The 19,986-nt window shown below is 69.9% G+C and carries 16 protein-coding genes; 6 read left to right on the top strand and 10 right to left on the bottom strand.

Translation table 11 applies throughout. The features are described 5' to 3' along the window. Positions 1–6 precede the first annotated feature (6 nt). The 5 genes from ACFPJ4_RS03025 to ACFPJ4_RS03005 all read right to left on the bottom strand — a co-directional run bounded on the left by ACFPJ4_RS03025 (position 7) and on the right by ACFPJ4_RS03005 (position 10,434). Positions 7–5,940 (bottom strand): Ig-like domain-containing protein, encoded by a 5,934-nt coding sequence (locus tag ACFPJ4_RS03025; protein ID WP_386738808.1) that lies wholly within the window; start codon positions 5,938–5,940, stop codon positions 7–9. Positions 5,941–5,946: 6 nt separating this feature from the next. Beyond that, the gene (locus ACFPJ4_RS03020) at positions 5,947–7,374 is read right to left on the bottom strand and encodes a serine/threonine-protein kinase (RefSeq protein ID WP_386738807.1); all 1,428 of its coding nucleotides are present in this window, start codon (positions 7,372–7,374) and stop codon (positions 5,947–5,949) included. 64 nt (positions 7,375–7,438) lie between these two features. After that, positions 7,439–8,329, bottom strand: coding sequence for a PP2C family protein-serine/threonine phosphatase (locus ACFPJ4_RS03015; protein ID WP_386738806.1), 891 nt, complete (start codon positions 8,327–8,329; stop codon positions 7,439–7,441). After that, a complete protein-coding gene (locus tag ACFPJ4_RS03010; RefSeq protein WP_386738805.1) occupies positions 8,326–8,955 on the bottom strand; it encodes an FHA domain-containing protein in 630 nt (209 codons plus the stop codon). Before ACFPJ4_RS03010 ends, ACFPJ4_RS03015 begins: the two co-directional genes overlap by 4 nt. A gap of 42 nt (positions 8,956–8,997) precedes the next feature. Continuing rightward, positions 8,998–10,434, bottom strand: a complete 1,437-nt coding sequence (locus tag ACFPJ4_RS03005; protein ID WP_386738804.1) for a gamma-aminobutyraldehyde dehydrogenase — start codon at positions 10,432–10,434, stop codon at positions 8,998–9,000. Between the two features lie 124 nt (positions 10,435–10,558). Between ACFPJ4_RS03005 and ACFPJ4_RS03000 the strand changes: the two genes are divergently transcribed. The 4 genes from ACFPJ4_RS03000 to ACFPJ4_RS02985 all read left to right on the top strand — a co-directional run bounded on the left by ACFPJ4_RS03000 (position 10,559) and on the right by ACFPJ4_RS02985 (position 14,623). Next, on the top strand, positions 10,559–11,026 hold the full coding sequence (locus ACFPJ4_RS03000) for an Lrp/AsnC family transcriptional regulator (RefSeq protein ID WP_386738803.1): 468 nt from the start codon (positions 10,559–10,561) through the stop codon (positions 11,024–11,026). Positions 11,027–11,032: 6 nt separating this feature from the next. Further along, positions 11,033–12,433: an aspartate aminotransferase family protein gene (locus tag ACFPJ4_RS02995; RefSeq protein WP_386738802.1), complete on the top strand. Its 1,401-nt coding sequence runs from the start codon at positions 11,033–11,035 to the stop codon at positions 12,431–12,433. A gap of 44 nt (positions 12,434–12,477) precedes the next feature. Continuing rightward, on the top strand, positions 12,478–13,947 hold the full coding sequence (locus tag ACFPJ4_RS02990; RefSeq protein WP_386738801.1) for an NAD(P)/FAD-dependent oxidoreductase: 1,470 nt from the start codon (positions 12,478–12,480) through the stop codon (positions 13,945–13,947). Positions 13,948–14,065: 118 nt separating this feature from the next. Further along, a complete protein-coding gene (locus ACFPJ4_RS02985; protein WP_386738800.1) occupies positions 14,066–14,623 on the top strand; it encodes a YceI family protein in 558 nt (185 codons plus the stop codon). Here ACFPJ4_RS02985 and ACFPJ4_RS02980 read toward each other — a convergent pair whose 3' ends face one another. Next, entirely contained in the window at positions 14,624–15,577 is a 954-nt protein-coding gene (locus ACFPJ4_RS02980; RefSeq protein WP_386738799.1) for an aldo/keto reductase, read from the bottom strand. A 105-nt stretch (positions 15,578–15,682) separates the two neighbouring features. Here ACFPJ4_RS02980 and ACFPJ4_RS02975 point away from each other — a divergent pair, with 105 nt between their 5' ends. Both ACFPJ4_RS02975 and ACFPJ4_RS02970 read left to right on the top strand, forming a co-directional pair. Further along, a complete protein-coding gene (locus ACFPJ4_RS02975) occupies positions 15,683–16,237 on the top strand; it encodes a methylated-DNA--[protein]-cysteine S-methyltransferase (protein ID WP_386738798.1) in 555 nt (184 codons plus the stop codon). After that, positions 16,234–16,827: a DNA-3-methyladenine glycosylase I gene (locus tag ACFPJ4_RS02970; RefSeq protein ID WP_386738797.1), complete on the top strand. Its 594-nt coding sequence runs from the start codon at positions 16,234–16,236 to the stop codon at positions 16,825–16,827. Before ACFPJ4_RS02975 ends, ACFPJ4_RS02970 begins: the two co-directional genes overlap by 4 nt. A gap of 6 nt (positions 16,828–16,833) precedes the next feature. Here the strand turns inward: ACFPJ4_RS02970 and ACFPJ4_RS02965 are convergent, their stop codons facing one another. The 4 genes from ACFPJ4_RS02965 to atpD are packed head-to-tail and all read right to left on the bottom strand — an operon-like array spanning position 16,834 to position 19,961. Next, the gene (locus ACFPJ4_RS02965; protein ID WP_386738796.1) at positions 16,834–17,595 is read right to left on the bottom strand and encodes a YaaA family protein; all 762 of its coding nucleotides are present in this window, start codon (positions 17,593–17,595) and stop codon (positions 16,834–16,836) included. Positions 17,596–17,641: 46 nt separating this feature from the next. Continuing rightward, a complete protein-coding gene (locus ACFPJ4_RS02960) occupies positions 17,642–18,163 on the bottom strand; it encodes a P-loop nucleotide/nucleoside kinase family protein (protein WP_386738795.1) in 522 nt (173 codons plus the stop codon). A gap of 18 nt (positions 18,164–18,181) precedes the next feature. After that, on the bottom strand, positions 18,182–18,439 hold the full coding sequence (locus ACFPJ4_RS02955; protein ID WP_386738794.1) for a F0F1 ATP synthase subunit epsilon: 258 nt from the start codon (positions 18,437–18,439) through the stop codon (positions 18,182–18,184). 1 nt (position 18,440) lies between these two features. Further along, positions 18,441–19,961, bottom strand: a complete 1,521-nt coding sequence (gene atpD, locus ACFPJ4_RS02950) for a F0F1 ATP synthase subunit beta (RefSeq protein ID WP_386738793.1) — start codon at positions 19,959–19,961, stop codon at positions 18,441–18,443. Between the last annotated feature and the right edge of the window lie 25 nt (positions 19,962–19,986).

Here is a 19,986-nt window from a genome sequence, read left to right as displayed (position 1 = left end):
GGGTCATCAGTTGAAGTCCGTCCATGAGTAACTTCGCACAAAGCCGCCGCTCACCCCGTCAGCCTGGATGCGGATCTGCAGATCGGCGGGCTGCGGCACCCCGAGCGTGTGGCAGCTTCCGCCTGCGCCGAAGGCCAGATCGGTCCAGGTGGCGCCGCCGTCGCAGGAGTACTGCAGGGAGTCGTACGACCCGCTCGGCGACGACCCCCAGGTCCAGTCGCCCCCGAGGGGGCCGGTCGAGGTGGCCGTCAACCCGCCGGGAACACTGTTGTCGACGGGCGTGCCCAAGGAGAAGGGCGCCGACCAGTCGGCGCTGCACAGCACGACACCACCGGGGTAGGCGTTGCAGGCCTTGACCTCGACGCTCACCGCGTTGCCGTACTGGGAGCCGTCGGTGGTCAGCAGGGCGCTTCCGGTCGTCACGTAGCCGTGCTCCGACCCCTCGGCGCCGGAGACGTATCGGTACTGGTAGCCCGAGTAGGCCGTCGAGCCGGAGCCGATCGCCAGGCCGGCGATGCTGTAGTCCCAGGTGCCGGTCCCGCTCGATGCCGGCCCGGATGCGGTGATCCCGGTGACCGTGCCCGGCGCGGCCCTGGGAGTGACCTGCACCGAGGGCGACGCCGTGCAGCCCTGGCCGTTGTAGGCGTACACGGTGATCGAGTAGGTCTGGTTCGCCGACAGCCCCGAGTAGCTCGTGCTGCTCGCCCCGCCGCCGAGGTGCTGGACCCCGGGACCGCTCGGTGCCGACAGCACCGGCGAGCCGCTCTCGACGCCGGTCACCGTGCAGCTCGGAGCCGATCCGGTGTAGAGCGCCACGTAGTAGTCCGTGATGCCGGCGCCGTTGTCGCTGAAGGCCCCCGGCCACGACACGCTCGCGGTCGTCCCGTCGGTCGTCGATCCGGTCGCGCTCGGGCTGCCCGCCACGATGGGGACCCCGGCCGGGACTCCGGTCCCGTCGGACTCGTTCCAGGTCGCGAGGGAGTTCGGTGCGCTGTTGCGCGCGCTCACCGAGAATCCGACCGCGGCCCCGTTGGCGATCGACCCCGAGGTGGTGTTGATCCAGTACTGGGTGCCGACCGGATCGGAACTGCTCACGGAGACGAACTGCGTGATGCCGCCGACGACGACCACGTACTGCTCGATGGGGCTTCCGCCCCCGGTGTCGGCCGGCTTCTTCCACCCGACGCGAAGGCCGTGGTCGAGCGGCCGGGAGGTGAGGCCCGCGGGCGGCGGTGGGATGACATCCGACCAGATCGGCCCGGCGGTCTGCGCGCTGGACGGTCCGATCGCGTTGACGGCGACGACCGAGAACCGCACCGCGTTCGACGGGCCGTTGCCGGGGGTGGTGATCTGACATCCGACGGTCGTCGTGCACGCCGTGGTCGAGAGCACGGCGCCGCTCGAGGCCGTGGTCATCGTCACGTCGTACTCGGTGATCGGCGAGTTGTTGAACTGGCCGGGCACCCACGAGAGCTTGAGATAGCGATCGCCGAACTCGGTGACGCGGAAGTTCGTCACGGGGTCGGGCACGTCCTGGATCGAGACCGTCGCGTTGCCCCAGACGTAACGATCCGGATCACCTGTCGCGTCGGCGACCTCGTACTGGATGTTCACATCGGCCGGCGCGGCCGTGCCGTTGACCGTCACCGAGACCTGCGACTTGTCGGCACTCGGTGCGACGGTCACGCCGTCGGGCAGCGAGGCGCCATCGATGCCCCGGATGTCGATGACGCGCAGCGGCGTTCCGGGGAACGGGTTGTTGGCCTGGTCGTTGCTCAGCACGTCGACCGTGGTGGTCTGCCCGCGGCGCGCGACCGCGGTGTCGGGCACCGGCTTGGCCAGGGGCCGGGTCGAGGGCACGACCTGCAACTGGATGGTGCCCGCGAGTCCGTTGTTGACGGCATCGCGCACGCCGATCGAGATCGAGGTCGTGCTGCCCTTCTGCGCGCCGTCGGAGGCCGTCAGCTCGAGGCGCTGTCCGTTGAGCGTGTAGCTGAAGCCGGGCGGATCGGGGGCGAGCACGGTGTAGCTCAGCTCGTTGACGTCCGGATACGGGTAGTTCGTGAGCCGGACGAGATCGAGCTCCTTCTGCTGCCCCGGTTCGAAGTCGACGACGCCGCCGATGAACGAGGGCGGCTGGTTGTCGCGCGGCTGCACGTCGATGGCCAGCGTCAGGATCGCGGTGTGGGCGCTGGGATCGCCGGCCGAACCGGCGTCGGTGACCTCGAAGGTGATCGACGCGGGCCCGAAGTAGCGATCCGCCGAGGTGTACTTGAGCGTGTGGTCGTCGACCACGAGCGGATCGCCGTTGGCGTGGGTTGCCTTGACCGAGGCCGTGTCGGTGAGGTGCACGCGCGAGCCGCCGAGAGCCACGACGTACTGGTTCAGATCGATCGTGAGCGGCTGCTCGCTCTTGACCCTGAGCTGCGGCGCCTTGAGGTTCACCTGCGGAAGGGCGTCGTCGTAGCCGGGCACTCGGATGAACCCGTACGACTTGACCGAGTCGTCGTCGGGATGCGACACCGAGAACGGGATGATCTGGCTCTTGTTGCCGATCTGCACGCGGATCTTCTTGTCGGCGAGCACCTGTGCCGAGCCGCTGTAGCCCTGCAGGAGGGCGACGCCCAGGGAGTTCACACTGCCGTCGGCGAAGAAGACGTTGTCGAGCACCGCGACATCCACCGAATCCCGCCCGATGACGTCGGTCACCGACAACGTGGTGTCGTTCACCACCGGGTACGCGAGCGGCGCGTTGGGGTCGACCTTCACGGTGACGAAGTTCGAGCTCGTGCCGCCGTACTCGTTCTGGATCGTGTAGATCACCGAGTAGGTGCCCGGACTCTTCGGCGGGGTGATGTCGACGATGGTCTTGTCGACGATCGTGGCCTTGGTGCCGGGGGTGTTCGGGGCGACCGCGGTCACCGTGAGCGGCGAACCATCCGGGTCGGAGTCGTTGGCAAGCACCTGCACCGAGACGGTGCGGCCCGGCCGCACCTCGACCGAGTCGGCGTTCGCCACGGGGTTGCGGGCGCCCCCGAGGCGTGCACTGATCCCCACCCGGACCGTCCCGGTCGCTCGCGCGCCGAGTCCGTCGACGACCGTGTAGCTGAAGCTGTCGGTGCCCGAGGAGTAGTCGCCGGCCTGGTACACGATCGATCCGTTCGCGACCGAGAGCACCGAGCCCTTCTCGGGGTTGCTGCCGACGCCGATCAGCTGCACGGAGTCGCCATCCGGGTCGATGCCGGCCAAGGGGATCGGGATGCTGACCGTCTCGCCCGCGAGCACGCGCGCCGTGACCTGCTGGGGAACCGGCGGATTGTTGGTGGCCGGGTCGACCTCGCGCACCGAGATGCTCACGCGGGCCTGGGCGGTCTGCCCGTCCGGCCCCGCGATCGAGTAGACCGCCGAGTAGTTGCCGGCGGTCGACGGTGCCAGGTAGCTCAGCCGGTCGCCCGAGACGAACAGCAGTCCCGCACCGCTCGGAAGGGGCTGGGCGAGGCGGGGCAGCAGCTGGATCGGCTGCCCGTCCGGCTGCTGATCGTTCGCGAGCACGGGGATGTCGATCGCGTCGCCGACCCGGACCGTCACCGAGTCGTCGGTCGCGACCGGGGGCTGCAACTGGGCCGGCCGAGGGATCTCGACGACCGTGATCGTGCCGACCGCGTCGGCCAGGCCGTTGCTGATGCGGTAGTTGAACACCACGTTGGCACCCTGCAACGGTTTGCTCAGCGTGACCCGCACCTGGTGCTGATCGAGGATCTCGGCCTCGACGCCCGAGTTCGGCGGCACATCGAGCAGTCCCGTGACGACGAGCACCCCGCCCGCCGGGTCGATGTCGGTCTGGGTCGGATCGATCGTGTTGCTGCCGAGCGTCGACACGAAGATGGTCTGCGGCACCGTGATGGGCCGGGTGCCGGCGCTGGGCGGCGCCGAGACGTCCACGCGCACCAGCCCGGTCTGCGTCTGCTGGCCGTCGGTGATCGTGATGTCGACGTAGTGGGTTCCCACCACCTCGCTCGTGAAGGTGAAGGTTCCCGCGTCGAAGCTGGGCACGATCGTGGTGCCGGCCTTCGCAGGAACGGCATTCAGGCGCAGCGGGCCGTTGCCGCCGCGCACGTGCGACATCGGGCTGATCGTGATCGTCTCGCCCGCGGTGGCAAGGGCGACCCACGGTTCGATCACGATCGGCACCTGGCCCTGCGGCTTCACGGTGACGGCGAGGCTGCCGTTGCCCTCGGCGCGGCCGTCGCTCATGGTGAGGGTGACCGACTTCTGCAGCCCCCCGTCACCGGAGTCCGAGAAGACCACGACCCCGTCCGGCTGGTAGCTCAGGTGGTCGGTCCCGGACGTCGTCGCCGAGCTCAGGAAGAACGGGTCGCCGTCGGGGTCGATCCAGTCGCCGATGACCTGCGTCGAGACCCGGCCGCCCCCGGCGACGGTCGTCTTCGTCACCCTGACCTGCTGCGGCGCGGAGTTCTCGTCGGGGGTGCGCACCGTGAGGTGTACGGTCGCGCTCGCGGTGCCACCGCGCCCGTCGCTGATCGTGTAGCCGAAGCTGATCACCCCGGACGCCGTCGGCCCCAGCGTGATCTGGAGCTCCTGGTTGCGGGCCACGATGTCGATGTGCCCGATCGTCTCGTCGATCGTGTCGACTTGCGTGATCACGAGCACGTCACCGTTCGGGTCGTAGTCGTTCAGCAGCACGGGCAGCATCGTCGCCTTGCCCGGACGCGCTCCCAGCTGGTCGTCGACGGCCACGGGCGGCTTCTGCTGGGGATCGACGGTGGGCGGCACGTCCTGGTTGTTCTGCTGGGCCTGCTGCGAGTCGTCCTTCGGGATCAGCTGGTCCCAGTTGTCGATCAACTCACCGCGCTGCTGCACGGCCCAGGTGGCGCCGCTGCGCGCGTCGTTGAGCACGAGCTGTCGCCCGTTCGCCGCGAAGGTCAGTTGCGCGCCGCCCGGCATCGAGTCGAGCCTCAGCACGGTGCCGGTCGACGCCTCCCCCGCGCAGTGCCGCCAGGCCGTCCCCGACGTCCAGGCCGCGTACTGGCAACTGCCCAACACCACGGGCGCGGCCGCCGAGCCCGAGCGCCCGTCCACCAGCCGCTCGGCTTGACCGCCGTCGAACGGGATGCCGTACAGCCCCGACCTGGTCGAGAGCAGCACGCGCGAGGAGGCGGGGCCGGCCTGCTGGAGCACGGGGCTCGCTCCGGATGCGATCACGCCGGAGAGGTCGGAGATGTGGCCGTCGGTGGCCAGCTTGCGCGTGGTGACGTCCAGCACCGCCCATTGCGAGCCGACCGCCGTGATCTGCACCTGATCGGATGCGGCGCCCAGGTCGACCTTCCAGCGCTGCTCGACCTGGTCGGAGCTGCTGGCATCGAGGCGGTAGACCTCGCCGAGCCCCGGCGAGTAGGCGACGAGCGTCCCCTCGGGAGACACCCGCACGACGGTGCCCTCCCCCAGGCTCAGGGTCGACGGGGTCGTGGCATCGAAGCTCTGCAGCTGGGCGAGGGGGACGAGCCACAGCTCGCCCGTTCCCGCCGCGTAGATCACCGCGCGGTCACCGGCGAGGAACACCTCCGGCTGCTGGGGCGGCAGGGCGATGCTCTCGCCCGTCGTCGAGGTGGCCGGGTTCACGATCGAGACCGTCGCATCCGTGTGGTCGACGAGCAGAACCTCCGCAGTGGACTGCACGACCGACAGCTCGGCACCCGTGCTGCGCACGACGGTGTTCAGCTCGAGCACCTGCGGATTCGCGCGCCCGATCACCTGCGAGGAGTTGTTGCCCACCCAGACGCTGCCGTCGCCGAGATCGACCTTCTGGGCCGTGAATCCGGTCGAGACGACGGCCAGGGTCGCCACGACGGCCGCGATCACGGTGCCGCTGGTCGCCGTGGCGACGAGCGAGCGGTGCGCCGCCATCCACTGTCCGATCACGTCCGGTCACCCACTCGTCACGTCGACGCACTTCTCGGAGCTGGGACTGCCCGTCTTGCCGTCGCGGTTGACCGCGACCGTGATGCACACCGTGTCGCCGGGGGCGGCGTCCACGACGAACTTGGGGCTCGACTGGATGCTCGAGGTGCCGCCGACCACCTGGATCTGGTACCGGTCGTTGACGGCGAGGCCGGGATCCGTCCAGCTGAAATGCACCGAGGTGCCGGAGAGGCTGGCCGAGATGTCGGTGACGGTCGGAATCCCGCCGGACGCGCTCCCCGCTCGCAGCAGCACGACGAGCGCCGTCGTACCGAGTGCGACCACCAGCACGGAGGCGACGACGATGACCCAGGTGAGCGCCTGCGGCACGCGCGGGGGGCGTGTGCCACGGCTGTGCGATGCCGGGGCACCGGGTGCGCTGGCCTCGCGCAGCGTGCCGACACCCGCGTAGGGAGTGCCGACGCCCTGCTCGGTGACCCGCCGACGCCGGCGACCGACCGGGGCCTTCGCTCCGCCGGCGAGCGGGCGCAAGCGGGTGCGCTCCTCCATGTCGGCGACCGTGCCGAGCGCCCAGTCGTCCATCGCGACCTCGATCGCGGTCTGGGCGACGCCGAGCTCGGTCTCGATGAGCTGCAGTTCGCGGATGAACTCGAGCACGCTTCCGGGGCGCAACTCGGGGCGGCGCGACATCGCCCGGCGCAGCAGCGCCTCGAGGCTCGCGGGGACGTCGGCGCGCCCGATCGGCTGCGGCTTGGCCCGCGCGATGCGCGACATCAGATCGCTCGAGGAGTTCGATCCGCCCGGCACCTCGAACGGCGAACGGCCGGCCAGCAGCGAGTAGACGGTCGCCGCGAACGCCCAGACCTCCGAGGCGATGCTGCCGGGGACCTCGTCGAGCAGCACCTCGGGCGCCGACCACGGGATCGACAGCCCGACGGAGTCCTCCTCGCGCGCGGTCGCCAGGGTCGACGCGATGCCGAAGTCCGAGAGCACCGGATGCCCGTAGGCGGTGAGCAGGATGTTCGACGGCTTGATGTCGCGGTGCAGCACACCGGCCCGGTGCGCCGTCTCGATCGCGCTGCCGATCTTCACCGCGATGCGCAGCACCTCCGGCACCGGGATCCGCTCGCGGCGATAGCGTTCACTGAGCGACGCCGAGCACAGCTCCATCACGAGATAGGGCCGGCCGTCGGCCGACACGCTCGCCTGATAGACGGTGAGGATCGCCGGATGCGCACTCAGCTGGGCCATCAGATTCGCCTCGGCCTGGAACATCTGGCGCACCTGCTCGTTGACCACCTCGCTGAGCATGACCTTGACCGCGACCTGCCGGCGCGGCATGTTCTGCTCGTAGAGGAACACGTCGGCGAACCCGCCCGAGCCGAGCACGTGGACGTACGAGAACCCCGGCAGCACAGGGGGTTGCGAGGGCAAACGCCGGGCCACACTACCCCCTCAGCTCGGTAGGACCTTCCATTCTAGGCAGAGGTGCGGGGCCCTACCCCGGCATGCCCCCCGAAGGGGGGCCGCCCCGCGAGCCGCCCGTGTCGGACGCCGCGGCACCCAGGGGTTGGGTCTCGGAGTCGATGCTCCGCGCGGCCGGGAGGGGGGTGGGTGCGTCGATCACGTCGATCACGATGAGGGTGACGTTGTCGCGCCCGCCCGCGGCGAGCGCGGCATCCATCAGGGCGCTCGCCGTCTCGCCCGCCGGCATGCCCGCGGCCAGGTGGAGGCGGATGCGGTCGTCGCCGAGCTCCTTGGTCAGGCCGTCCGAGCAGACCAGCAGCCGCATCCCCGCGCGCACGGGAACCCGCCAGATGTCGGGCAGCGGCTCGTCGTGAAAGCCGAGGGCGCGGGTGATGACGTTGCTCTCGGGGTGGTTCTCGGCATCCTCCGCGGCGATCAGGCCGGCGTCGACGAGTTCCTGCACGACCGAGTGGTCGATCGTGACCTGACTGAGCTCGTTGCGCTCGTAGCGGTAGACCCGGCTGTCGCCGATGTTGAACACCAGGAAGGAGGGATCGGGAGCGTCGAACACCAGGGCGGCGCCGGTGATCGTGGTGCCGACCCCGATCGGGATGCCCTCGGCGAGCGCGTCGATCTCGGCCCCGGCGTCGATGAACGCCTGCTCGAGCGCGGCGAGTTCGGCATACGGACCCGGTTCGCGCGCGAGCCGCTGGGCGATCGCCGCGCTCGCGCGATCGCCGGCGGCGTGGCCGCCCATCCCGTCGGCCACCGCGAAGATGGGGAGCCCCGCGAGCACGCTGTCCTCGTTGGCCGCGCGACGGTGCCCGACCTCGGTGCGGGCCGCCCAGCTCAGCACGAGATCCCGGTCGTGTCCGGCGACCGGCACGTGCACTTCCACGCCGTCGTCACCGAAGCGGGTCATGCGCCGACCGCCGAGACGACGCGGGGGGCCGGGTCCGGATCGGGCGCGAGCAGCTCCACGACGTTGCCGTCGCCGAGCTCGATCCTCGTTCCCGGGGTCACGACGGCCGACTCGCCCGCGATGAGGGTGCGCACCCGGGTTCCCGGGATGCGCAGGATCGATCCGTTGGTCGAGCGCATGTCGCTCGCGACGACCACGCCGCCGATCGCCGTCAGCTCGAGGTGGGTCGACGAGACCTCGCGTGCCGGGGACTGCAGGGTGATGAGCACGGGTGCGCCACCGGGATGGATGCGGGGAACGCTCGGCCGGCGACCCAGGTAGACGGGGTGATCGATCGGCACCACGGTACCGTCGCCCAGGCGCAACCGGAACGGACTCGGCGGCGGCGGGACCGGCTCGGCCCAGACGTTGCCGGCGACGGCGCCCGCCGCCGAGCCCGGCGTCGCGCCGGGCGGTTCGACCAACGGCACCGGCCGCTCGATCGCCGCGGCAGGCGCCGTGGGGCGGGCGCGCCCCGCACCGCCCGGACGCACCTCGACGGTGTCCTCCAGGTCGGGCACGAGCTCGACGACCCGGGTGTGCGCGCGCGGCGGGCGGGCGACGGTGTCGTCGAGATCTCGGGTCATGAAGGACATTGTCCTCCCTCGCGGCCCCCGGCCCGCTGCACCTCAGCCTCCGATGTAGCTCATGACGTGCTTCACGCGGGTGTAGTCCTCGAAGCCGTACATCGAGAGGTCCTTGCCGTAGCCGGAGTGCTTGAACCCGCCGTGCGGCATCTCGGCGACGAGCGGGATGTGGGTGTTGATCCACACGCAGCCGAAGTCGAGGTGCTTGGCGAAGCGCATCGCGCGGCCGTGATCCTTCGTCCACACGCTCGAGGAGAGGCCGTACTGCACGCCGTTCGCCCAGGCGAGCGCCTGCGACTCGTCGGTGAAGCTCTGCACGGTCACGACCGGACCGAAGATCTCGGTCTGGATGGCGTCATCCGTCTGCTTCAGACCGGAGACGATCGTGGGCTCGATGAAGTACCCCGCGCCCGCCTTGCGCACGCCGCCGGTCTCGATGCGGGCGTTCGACGGAAGACCCTGGATGACGCCCATCACCCGCTCGAGCTGGCCGGCGTTGTTGACCGGTCCGTAGAAGGTGTTCGCGTCGTGCGGGTCGCCCGTCGTCACGTTGGCCTTCACGTACGCGGTCATCGCCGCCATGAAGGCGTCGTGGACGCCCTGCTGCACCAGGATGCGCGTCGCGGCCGTGCAGTCCTGTCCCGCGTTGAAGTAGCCGGCGATCGCGATGCCCTCCACCGCCTTCTCGATGTCCGCGTCGTCGAACACGATCACGGGGGCCTTGCCGCCGAGCTCAAGATGCACGCGCTTCAGATCGGCGGATGCCGCCTTCGCGACCTCCATGCCCGCGCGCACCGAGCCGGTGATCGACACCATCTGCGGCGTCTTGTGATCGACCATTCCGGCGCCGGTCGTGCGGTCGCCCGTGATGACGTTGAGCACGCCCTTGGGCAGGAACTCGGCGGCGACCTCGGCGAGCAGCAGCGTCGACGACGGCGTGGTGTCCGAGGGTTTCAGCACCGTGGTGTTGCCGGCCGCGATCGCCGGGGCGAACTTCCAGACGGCCATGTTGAGCGGGTAGTTCCAGGGGGTGACCTGGCCGACCACGCCGATCGGCTCACGCCGGATCATGCTCGTGTGATCCGCCATGTACTCGCCGGCGCTCTTGCCCTCGAGCAGGCGGGCCGCGCCGGCGAAGAACCGGATCTGGTCGACCGAGAGCATGATCTCGTCCGTCACGAGGCTCGCCCGGGGCTTGCCCGTGTCCTGAGACTCCAGATCGGCGAACTCCTCCGCGCGCTGCTCCATCGCATCGGCGATCCGGAACAGTGCCAGCTGGCGTTCGGCCGGAGTCGTCTCGCCCCACTGCTCGAACGCGTCGGCGGCCGCCGTGTAGGCGGCGTCGATGTCGGCGGTGCCCGAGACCGGCGAGACCGCGTAGCCCTTCTCGGTCGCCGGGTCGATGACCTCGAAGGAGTGGTCGCCCTTCGCCTCCACGTAGTCGCCGTTGATGAAATTGCGCAGCACTCGTTCAGCCATGCCACCAGGATACGGTGGCGAGGCCCGATCGAACCAGGCCGATTTCGACCGATTCCATCACTTTCTGGCACTCAGGGATACGGATTCGCTTGTAAGACCCGCACTCGACTGACAGAATCGAGACATGTCGGCCCGTGCGAAGCCCCTCGTTCTCGATGACGTCTCGAAGGCGATCATCGAGCAGCTGCAGACCGATGGTCGCCGCTCGTACGCCGAGATCGGCAAGGCGGTCGGCCTCAGCGAGGCCGCGGTGCGCCAGCGCGTGCAGAAGCTGCAGGAGTCGGGCGTCATGCAGGTCGTCGCCGTCACCGACCCCATGCAGCTGGGGTTCTACCGCCAGGCGATGATCGGCATCCGCGTCACGGGCGACACCACGCGCGTCGCGCGACTGCTCGGCGAGATCCCCGCGGTCGACTACGTCGTGCTCACGGCGGGGAGCTTCGACATCCTCGCCGAGGTCGTCTGCGAGAACGACGACGACCTGATCGAGCTGCTCAACCAGCGCATCCGCGGGATCGAGGGCGTGCAGTCCACCGAGACCTTCGTCTACCTCCGACTGCACAAGCAGTTCTACAACTGGGGAACCAGGTAGGGAATCATGACAACCACAGAACAGACCGTCACCACCTTCGACCACTCCGATCTGGAGCAGAAGGCCAAAGACCACCTCTGGATGCACTTCTCACGTCAGTCCGTGCTCGAGGAGCACGGCGCGCCGATCATCGTCAAGGGCAAGGGTCACCACATCTGGGACTCGACCGGTCGCAAGTACTTCGACGGGCTGTCCGGCCTGTTCGTGGTCAACGCCGGTCACGGCCGCAAGCGGCTCGCGCAGGTGGCGGCCAAGCAGGCCGAGGAGCTGGCCTTCTTCCCGATCTGGTCGTACGCGCATCCGAACGCCATCGAGCTGGCCGACCGGCTCGCGCACTACGCGCCCGGCGACCTCAACCGGGTCTTCTTCTCCACCGGCGGCGGCGAAGCCGTCGAGACCGCCTTCAAGCTCGCCAAGTACTACTGGAAGCTGCAGGGCCGCCCGACCAAGCACAAGGTGATCTCGCGGGCGGTCGCGTACCACGGCACGCCGCAGGGCGCGCTCGCGATCACCGGCATCCCGGGCATGAAGGAGATGTTCGAGCCCGTCACCCCCGGCGGATTCCGGGTGCCGAACACCAACTACTACCGCGCCAAGGAGATGGGCTTCGACGGCTCCCTCGAGCAGTTCGGGCTGTGGGCCGCGAACCGCATCGAGGAGATGATCCAGTTCGAGGGCCCCGAGACCGTCGCCGCGGTCTTCCTCGAGCCCGTGCAGAACTCCGGCGGGTGCTTCCCTCCCCCGCCCGGCTACTTCCAGCGGGTACGCGAGATCTGCGACCAGTACGACGTGCTGCTCGTCGCCGACGAGGTCATCACGGGCTTCGGGCGCATCGGCAACTGGTTCGCCTCGACCACCTACGGATTCCAGCCCGACATGATCACCTGCGCGAAGGGGATGACGTCCGGCTACTCGCCGATCGGCGCCACGATCATCAGCGACCGCATCTACGAGCCGTTCCGGCACGGCACGACGAGCTTCTACCATGGCTACACCTTCGGCGGGCATCCGGTCTCGGCGGCGGTCGCGCTCGCGAACCTCGACATCTTCGAGGAGGAGAGGCTCAACGAGCGGGTGCGCGAGAACTCGCCGATCTTCCGGGCGACGCTCGAGAAGCTGCTCGACCTGCCGATCGTGGGCGACGTGCGCGGCGACGGCTACTTCTTCGGCATCGAGCTGGTGAAAGACAAGGCCACCCGCGAGACCTTCGACGACGCGGAGTCGGAGCGCCTGCTGCGCGGCTTCCTGTCGAAGGGGCTGTTCGACGCCGGGCTGTACTGCCGGGCCGATGACCGCGGCGACCCCGTCGTGCAGCTCGCCCCGCCGCTCACGATCGGGCCGAAGGAGTTCGACGAGATCGAGAGCATCCTGCGCGGAGTGCTGACCGAGGCCTGGTCCCGGCTCTGAGCCGGGCGGTGTCCGGCTCGATGTCCGTCCCGGAGCCCGGCCCGATGTCCGCGGATCAGGATGCCGGAGCCGACACACCGAGCCAGGACCCGGCACGGCAGACAGGCACCGGCGTGTCTCCTGAAGCGGCGACGGGTGGACGGCCGGAGGGGCTGCCGGACTACCGCGCGCTGTCGTTCTGGCACGACTCGCTCGGGGACGGCGCGCTCGCCCCGCGCGCACCCCTCCCCGGCGACGCGGATGCCGATGTCGCCATCGTCGGCGGCGGCCTGACCGGGCTGTGGACCGCCTGGTACCTCCTGCGGCACGAGCCGCGGCTCCGGGTCGTCGTGCTCGAGAAGCAGATCGCCGGCTTCGGAGCCTCGGGGCGCAACGGCGGCTGGTGCAGTGCGCTGTTCCCGCGATCCACCGCCTCGCTCGAGCGGGCACACGGGCGGGATGCCGCCCTCGCGATGCGGCGCGCGATGATCGAGACGGTCGACGAGGTCGGGCGAGCGGCATCCGAGGCCGGAGTCGACGCGGACTACGTGAAGGGCGGGACCGTCGCCTACGCCCGTTCGGCCGTGCAACTCGCGGCCGCGCGCGCCGAACTCGCCGAGGCGGGTGGCTTCGGCGTGGACCGGATCGAGCTCTGGGGGGCGCATCGCGCGCGGGCCGCCGGCGCGCTCGGCGCCGTCTTCGATCCCGCCTGCGCCCGCGTGCATCCGGCCAAGCTCGTGCGCGGCCTCGCGACCGCCGTCGAGCGCGCGGGCGCGACGATCGCCGAGCAGACCGAGGTGCTCGAATGGGGTCCCGGCCGGGTGACCACCTCGCACGGCACGGTCACGGCCGACCGCGTCGTGATCGCGACCGAGGGATACGGCGCCACCTTCCGCGCCACCCACCGGCGCGTGCTCCCCCTCTACTCGCTCATGATCGCGACCGAACCGCTGCCCGACTCGTTCTGGAATGAGGTCGGGCTCGCACACGGGCAGACCTTCACCGACTTCCGGCACCTGCTGATCTACGGACAACGCACGGCCGACAACCGCTTCGCCTTCGGCGGGCGGGGGGCGCGCTATCACTGGGGCAGCGCGATCCGGCCGGGCTACGACCGGGACCCCCGGGTGTTCGAGCACCTGCGGCGCGCCCTGATCGAGCTCTTCCCCGCGGTCGCCGAGGCCGAGATCACCCACCGTTGGGGAGGCCCGCTCGGAGTGCCGCGCGACTGGCACGCGAGCGCGAGCTACGACCCGTCCACCCGGATCGCCACCGCCGGCGGCTACGTCGGCGACGGCCTCAGCACCACCAATCTCGCCGGCCGGACGCTCGCCGATCTCCTCACGGGTGCCGACACGGAGCTGACCCGGCTGCCCTGGGTGAACCACCGCTCCCCCGACTGGGAGCCGGAGCCGCTGCGCTTCCTGGGCTCGAACGCGGGGATGCTGGCGATGTCGGCCGCCGACGCCGAGGAGCGGGTCACGGGCAGGCCCTCGATCGCGGCGCGGGTGATGGGTCCGCTCGTCGGCCACTGACCGCGAACACGGGACCCCGACCGGTCGTCGCGCACCGTCACCGACAATCCGCCGAATTTTTGGTGACATCTCACCGAAATCGGGAATGGCGGGCGTCCGGATGTGCTTGATTGGTGACATGACAACAAACCTCTCGACCCGTCCTGATTACCTCGTCGGCACCTGGAAGCTCGACCCCTCGCATTCCGAGCTCGCCTTCTCGGTGCGTCACCTCAAGATCAGCAAGGTGCGCGGCACCTTCGAGACCTTCGACGTCACCGTCGTCACCCCCGAGAACCCGGCGGAGATCAGCGTCACGGCCACGATCGACGTCGCCTCCGTCAACACCAAGCAGGAGCAGCGCGACGGGCACCTTCGCTCGAGCGATTTCTTCCTCGTCGAGCAGCACCCGACGATGACCTTCACCTCGACCGGGCTCGTCACCGATGGCGACGACTTCACCCTCACCGGTGACCTGACGCTGCGCGGCGTCACCCAGCCGGTGACTCTCCGAGGCGAGTTCGGCGGCATCATCACCGACGACTACGGCAACACGAAGGCCGGCGCCACGGCATCCACGACCATCAACCGCCAGGACTTCGGCGTGAGCTGGAACGCCGCTCTCGAGGCGGGTGGATTCACGCTCGGCGACGATGTGACGATCTCGCTCGACCTCGAGCTCACGCTGCAGAAGTAGTCAGCTCCGAGGGAAGAATCCCTCGATGACCTCCGCCTCGGCGGGCGTCGGCCGCCAGCCGTTGCCCGCCGAGGCGTTCTGCGTCACCTGCTGAGCCGTCGTGGCTCCGGCGATCACGCTCGTCAGCCCGGCACGGGAGAGCAACCAGCCGAACGTCGCCTCGAGCATCGAGATGCCGTGGTCGCGGCAGAACGCGGCATAGGCTTCCATCGCGTCCCAGGGCGCGTCCTCGACCACCTGCGGCCGCGACCGCATGATCCGAGTGTCAGCGGGCCGCTCGGTGCGGGTGAACTTGCCGGTGAAGAGGCCGACCGCCAGGGGGAAGAACGGGAGGAAGCCGAGCCCGGCCGACCGGACCGCCGGCAGCACGTCCTCCTCGACGCCGCGGGCGAGCAGGTTGTACTCGTTCTGCGCCGAGACGAACCGGGCAGTGCCCAGGCGCTCGGCGGCGGCATCCGCCTCGGCCAGCTGCGCGGCGTCGAAGTTCGAGTTGCCGATCGCGACGACCTTGCCCTCGCGCACCAGTTCGTCGAGCGCACCCAGCGTCTCGTCGATGGGAACGGACGGATCCGGCGTGTGCTGCTGGTACAGGTCGATGTGGTCGGTCTTGAGCCGGGTCAGCGACCCCTCGACGGCGGTCCGGATGTAGGCCCGCGACCCCTTACGGCCGGGGATCGGGCTCGGCACCTGGGTGTGCCCGAACTTCGTCGCCAGCACGATCCGGTCGCGGTTGCGGCCGAGCACCTCGCCGAGCCGGGTCTCGCTGAGCCCGTACTCGGCCCCGTAGATGTCGGCGGTGTCGAAGAACGTCACGCCCGCCTCGATCGCCGCGTCGACGACCGCCCGCGTGCCCTCCTTCGACTCGCTCGCCGTCATGGGCCGACCGAAGTTGTTGCAGCCGAGTCCGACCACCGAAACGGTCAGGGGCGAGGGTCCGAGCTGACGGGTTTCCATGGTTCCAGCGTAGGCTCCCGTCCTCCCCCGTCGCTTCGCGCGGAGGTTCTGCGCCGTGTCTGATTTCCGCCAGGATGTGTCGGTGGCGGCGGTTACCCTCGAACCATGACCGCCATCGACACCCCCACTCATCTGCGTCGTCTCGCGAGCCCCATCGGGCGCATCGAGGTCGTGGGCAACGGCGAGGCGATCGTCTCGCTGTCCATCGAGCACGAGGGCCGGCTCCCCTGGGACGGGGTGCCGGAACAGAGCGACCCCGTGCTCGATCGAGCCGTCGAGCAGCTCGAGCAGTACTTCGCGGGACACAGGAAGGACTTCGACCTCCCGCTCTCGCTCGCGGGCACGGCGTTCCAGCTGTCCGTGTGGGAGCAGCTCGTCGAGCTCGACTTCGGCGAGGTCGTGTCCTACGGCGAGCTCGGCCGCGCCACGGGCCGTGAGACGGCGGGTCGTGCCGTCGGGGGCGCCGTCGGGTCGAATCCGATTCCGATCATCGTGCCGTGCCACCGCGTGCTGGGCAGCGACGGGCGCATCACGGGCTACAGCGGCGGCGAGGGGATCCCCACGAAGTCGTGGCTGCTCCGACACGAAGGCATCGCGCACAAGGCACCCGACGCGGCGACGGTCGATGTGACGCTCGAACTCGACATCCCCGCCGCATGAGCCGTCCCGCCGTCATCGTCGGCGACGACGGTGTACCCCGCTGCGCCTGGGCCGGGAGCGATGCCGAGTACCAGCGCTACCACGACGAGGAGTGGGGCACCCCGCTGCACGGCGACCAGCCCCTGTTCGAGAAGCTCAGTCTCGAGGGCTTTCAGGCGGGCCTGTCGTGGATCACGATCCTGCGTCGTCGACCCACCTTCCGCACCGCCTTCGCCGGCTTCGACATCGACGCCGTCGCCGCCTTCGACGCGGGCGACGTCGAGCGCCTCATGGCCGATCCGGGCATCATCCGCAACCGTCTCAAGGTCGACTCGACGATCTCGAACGCCCGGGTGACGCAACAGCTGGTGCGCGACCGACCGGGCGCGCTCGACGAGCTGCTCTGGGGCTTCGCCCCGCCGCGACGCGACCACGCCCCGGCCGCCCTGTCCGAGCTGCTCGCGGTGACGGCCGAGTCGACGGCGGCGAGCACGGCGCTCAAGCGGCTGGGCTATCGCTTCGTCGGCCCGACGACGATCTACGCGCTCATGCAGTCGTCGGGCATGGTCGACGACCACGTGGCGGGGTGCTTCCGCGCGTCGTCCGGCTGACCGCACTCACACGACGAGGGTGAGCTCCGCGGGCCGCCCCGCCGCCGCGGGCGCACCCGGCTCGAGCCTGATGCCGATGCTCACCGCCCAGGAGATCAGCGACTCGGCGTCCGGATGGTCGATCCCGGCCAGCAGCAGGGCGCGGGTGAACTCGCCTTTGCCCTTCTTGTTGAAGTGGTTGAGCGCCCGGCGGCGGCCGTCCTCCCCCTCGGAGACGACCCGAAGGTAGCGCGTCGCGTCCCCAGCCGGTGCCGGGCCGAGCGCCGTGTACGCCTCCGACCGCAGGTCGAGTACGAGCCCGTCGTGCTCGGCGAGAACGGCCGATACCGGCTTCCGCCACAGCGCGGCGAGGGTCGTGCCGGGCAGCCGAGAGCCCGGAGACAAGCGGTAGGCGGGGATCGGATCGTCCGGCCCGAGCAGGCCGAACAGAGCCGAGGCGATCGCGAGCCGGCGGCGGGCGAAGCGGCGGGCGGCATCCGGGAGGGATGCCGCGTCAAGGCCCTCGTACAGCACCCCCTCGAAGCGGTCGAGCGCCGGCATCGTCGGCGCGGACTCGACGACCCGGTTGCGCTCGATCTCGTGAGCCTGTGTCGGCCCGAGGCGCAGCGCCTCCGCGGCGTCGCGACGACGCGACAACCGGGCCAGCGTCTGGAGCGCGCGCCGCCGCGCCGGGGTCAGGGTCGCGAAGCTCAGCTCGGCGAGGTCGAGTGCACGCGCGGCATCGCCGCCCGCCCGCTTCGTCTCGGAGGGCGGCAGCAGGATCAGCATGCGCGAGCCCGCGCCGCGGCTCGGGTCGGCATCGCGATGGTCCGGCTCAGTTCTGCAGGAATGCGAGAGCCTGGTCGACGTTGACGCCGAGCGCCTGCACCGAGTCGAGCGTGATCCGCGGCACGGCACCGGTCGGGCCCGTCCAGGGCTCCCACTCGTCGAGACTCTGCTCGACCGCGTGCCAGGTGGGCTCGGCGATGTGCGCCAGCCGGCGTCCGCGCGACGCGAGGCGCTCGCGATGCAGCTCGGCGTCCGAGCAGATCACTTCCAAGAACTTGATGGGCGTCTGCTGCCGCGCGGCCAGCTTGACCCACTGTTCGCGTGCCGGTTCGACCGCATTGACGGCATCGACGATGACCGATCCGCCCCCCGACAGCACCGCCTCGGCGATCGTCTCGGCCACGAGGTAGGCCGCGAGGCCGGTGGGCTGGTCCGAGTCGATTCCCGCCCGCAGGATCGCCGACTCGATCGGATCGACCGAGACGACCGGAGCGCCGATCCGATTGCCGACGACCTCGGCGATGGTGCTCTTACCTGCCCCCGGAAGCCCCGCGGTGACGATCAACATGAGGATCCCGCCCGGCGATCAGACCAGTTCTGCGGCGCTGGCGACCACGGTGACGACGTCGTTCTGCACCGAGAGGAAGCCGTCATCCGCCTTGGCAGTGATGACGTCGCCGTCGAGAGTCGTCACGCGGACCTCGCCTTCGGCAAGGATGCCCAGAACCGGCTGGTGACCGGCGAGGATGCCGATCTGGCCGATCTGGGTGCGCGCCACCACCTGCCGGGCCTCACCCGCCCAGAGCTCGGCGTCAGCCGAGACGATGCTCACCGAGAGCGGCATCTCAGCCGTTCTCCTTCTGCAACTGGGCCCACTTCTCTTCGACGTCGCTGATCGCGCCGACGTTGAAGAACGCCTGCTCGGCCACGTCGTCGAACTCGCCCTTGGCGATCGCGTCGAACGACTCGATGGTGTCCTTGAGCGGAACCGTCGAGCCCTCGACACCGGTGAACTTCTTCGCCATGTAGGTGTTCTGCGAGAGGAACTGCTGGATGCGGCGCGCCCGCGACACGGTGATCTTGTCCTCTTCCGAGAGCTCGTCGACACCGAGGATCGCGATGATCTCCTGCAGCTCCTTGTTCTTCTGGAGGATCTGCTTGACCGTCGTCGCGACGCGGTAGTGGTCCTCACCCAGGTAGCGGGGGTCGAGGATGCGGCTCGTCGAGGTCAGCGGGTCGACCGCCGGGTACAGACCGCGCGAGGCGATCTCGCGGCTGAGCTCGGTGGTCGCGTCGAGGTGGGCGAAGGTCGTCGCCGGAGCCGGGTCGGTGTAGTCGTCGGCGGGCACGTAGATCGCCTGCAGCGAGGTGATCGAGTGTCCGCGCGTCGAGGTGATGCGCTCCTGGAGCACGCCCATCTCATCCGCGAGGTTGGGCTGGTAGCCCACCGCGGACGGCATGCGGCCGAGCAGGGTCGACACCTCGGAGCCGGCCTGGGTGAACCGGAAGATGTTGTCGATGAACAGCAGCACGTCCTGGTTCTGCACGTCGCGGAAGTACTCCGCCATCGTGAGGGCCGAGAGGGCCACGCGCAGACGCGTTCCCGGCGGCTCGTCCATCTGGCCGAAGACGAGGGCGGTCTTGTCGAACACGCCCGCCTCCTCCATCTCGTGGATGAGGTCGTTGCCCTCACGGGTGCGCTCGCCGACGCCGGCGAACACCGAGACACCACCGTGGTTCTGGGCGACGCGCTGGATCATCTCCTGGATGAGCACGGTCTTGCCGACGCCCGCACCTCCGAACAGGCCGATCTTGCCGCCCTGCACGTAGGGGGTCAGCAGGTCGATGACCTTGATGCCGGTCTCGAAGAGCTGCGTCTTCGACTCGAGCTGGTCGAAGGCCGGGGGCTTGCGGTGGATGGGCCAGCGCTCGGTGATCTCGAGCTTCTCGCCCTCGACCGGGTTGAGCAGGTCACCGGTCACGTTCCAGACGTGGCCCTTGGTGACGTCGCCGACCGGCACCGAGATCGGCGCACCGGTGTCGCGCACCTCGCCGCCGCGCACCAGGCCGTCGGTCGGCTTCAGGGCGATCGCGCGCACGACGTCGTCGCCGAGGTGCTGGGCGACCTCGAGCGTGATGGTCGTCGTGGTGCCCTCGAGGGTGATGTCGGTCTGCAGCGCGCTGTACATCGCCGGGATCCCGTCATGCGGGAACTCGATGTCGACGACGGGGCCGGTGACCCGGGCGATGCGCCCGACGGCTGCGGCCGACGCGGACTTCGCGGCGGCGTTCGACGAGGACGCCGCGGAGCTCCGGGCGGCCGGCTTCTTCGCCGCGGGCTTCTTGGCGGGGCTTGTCGTGGTCATGGGATCCCTTTTCTGTCGAGTCGAG

Origin of the sequence: Lysinimonas soli, assembly GCF_042655435.1 — a bacterium.
Taxonomy (GTDB): Bacteria; Actinomycetota; Actinomycetes; order Actinomycetales; family Microbacteriaceae; genus Lysinimonas; species Lysinimonas soli.
This window is presented reverse-complemented; position numbering and strand designations above follow the sequence as displayed.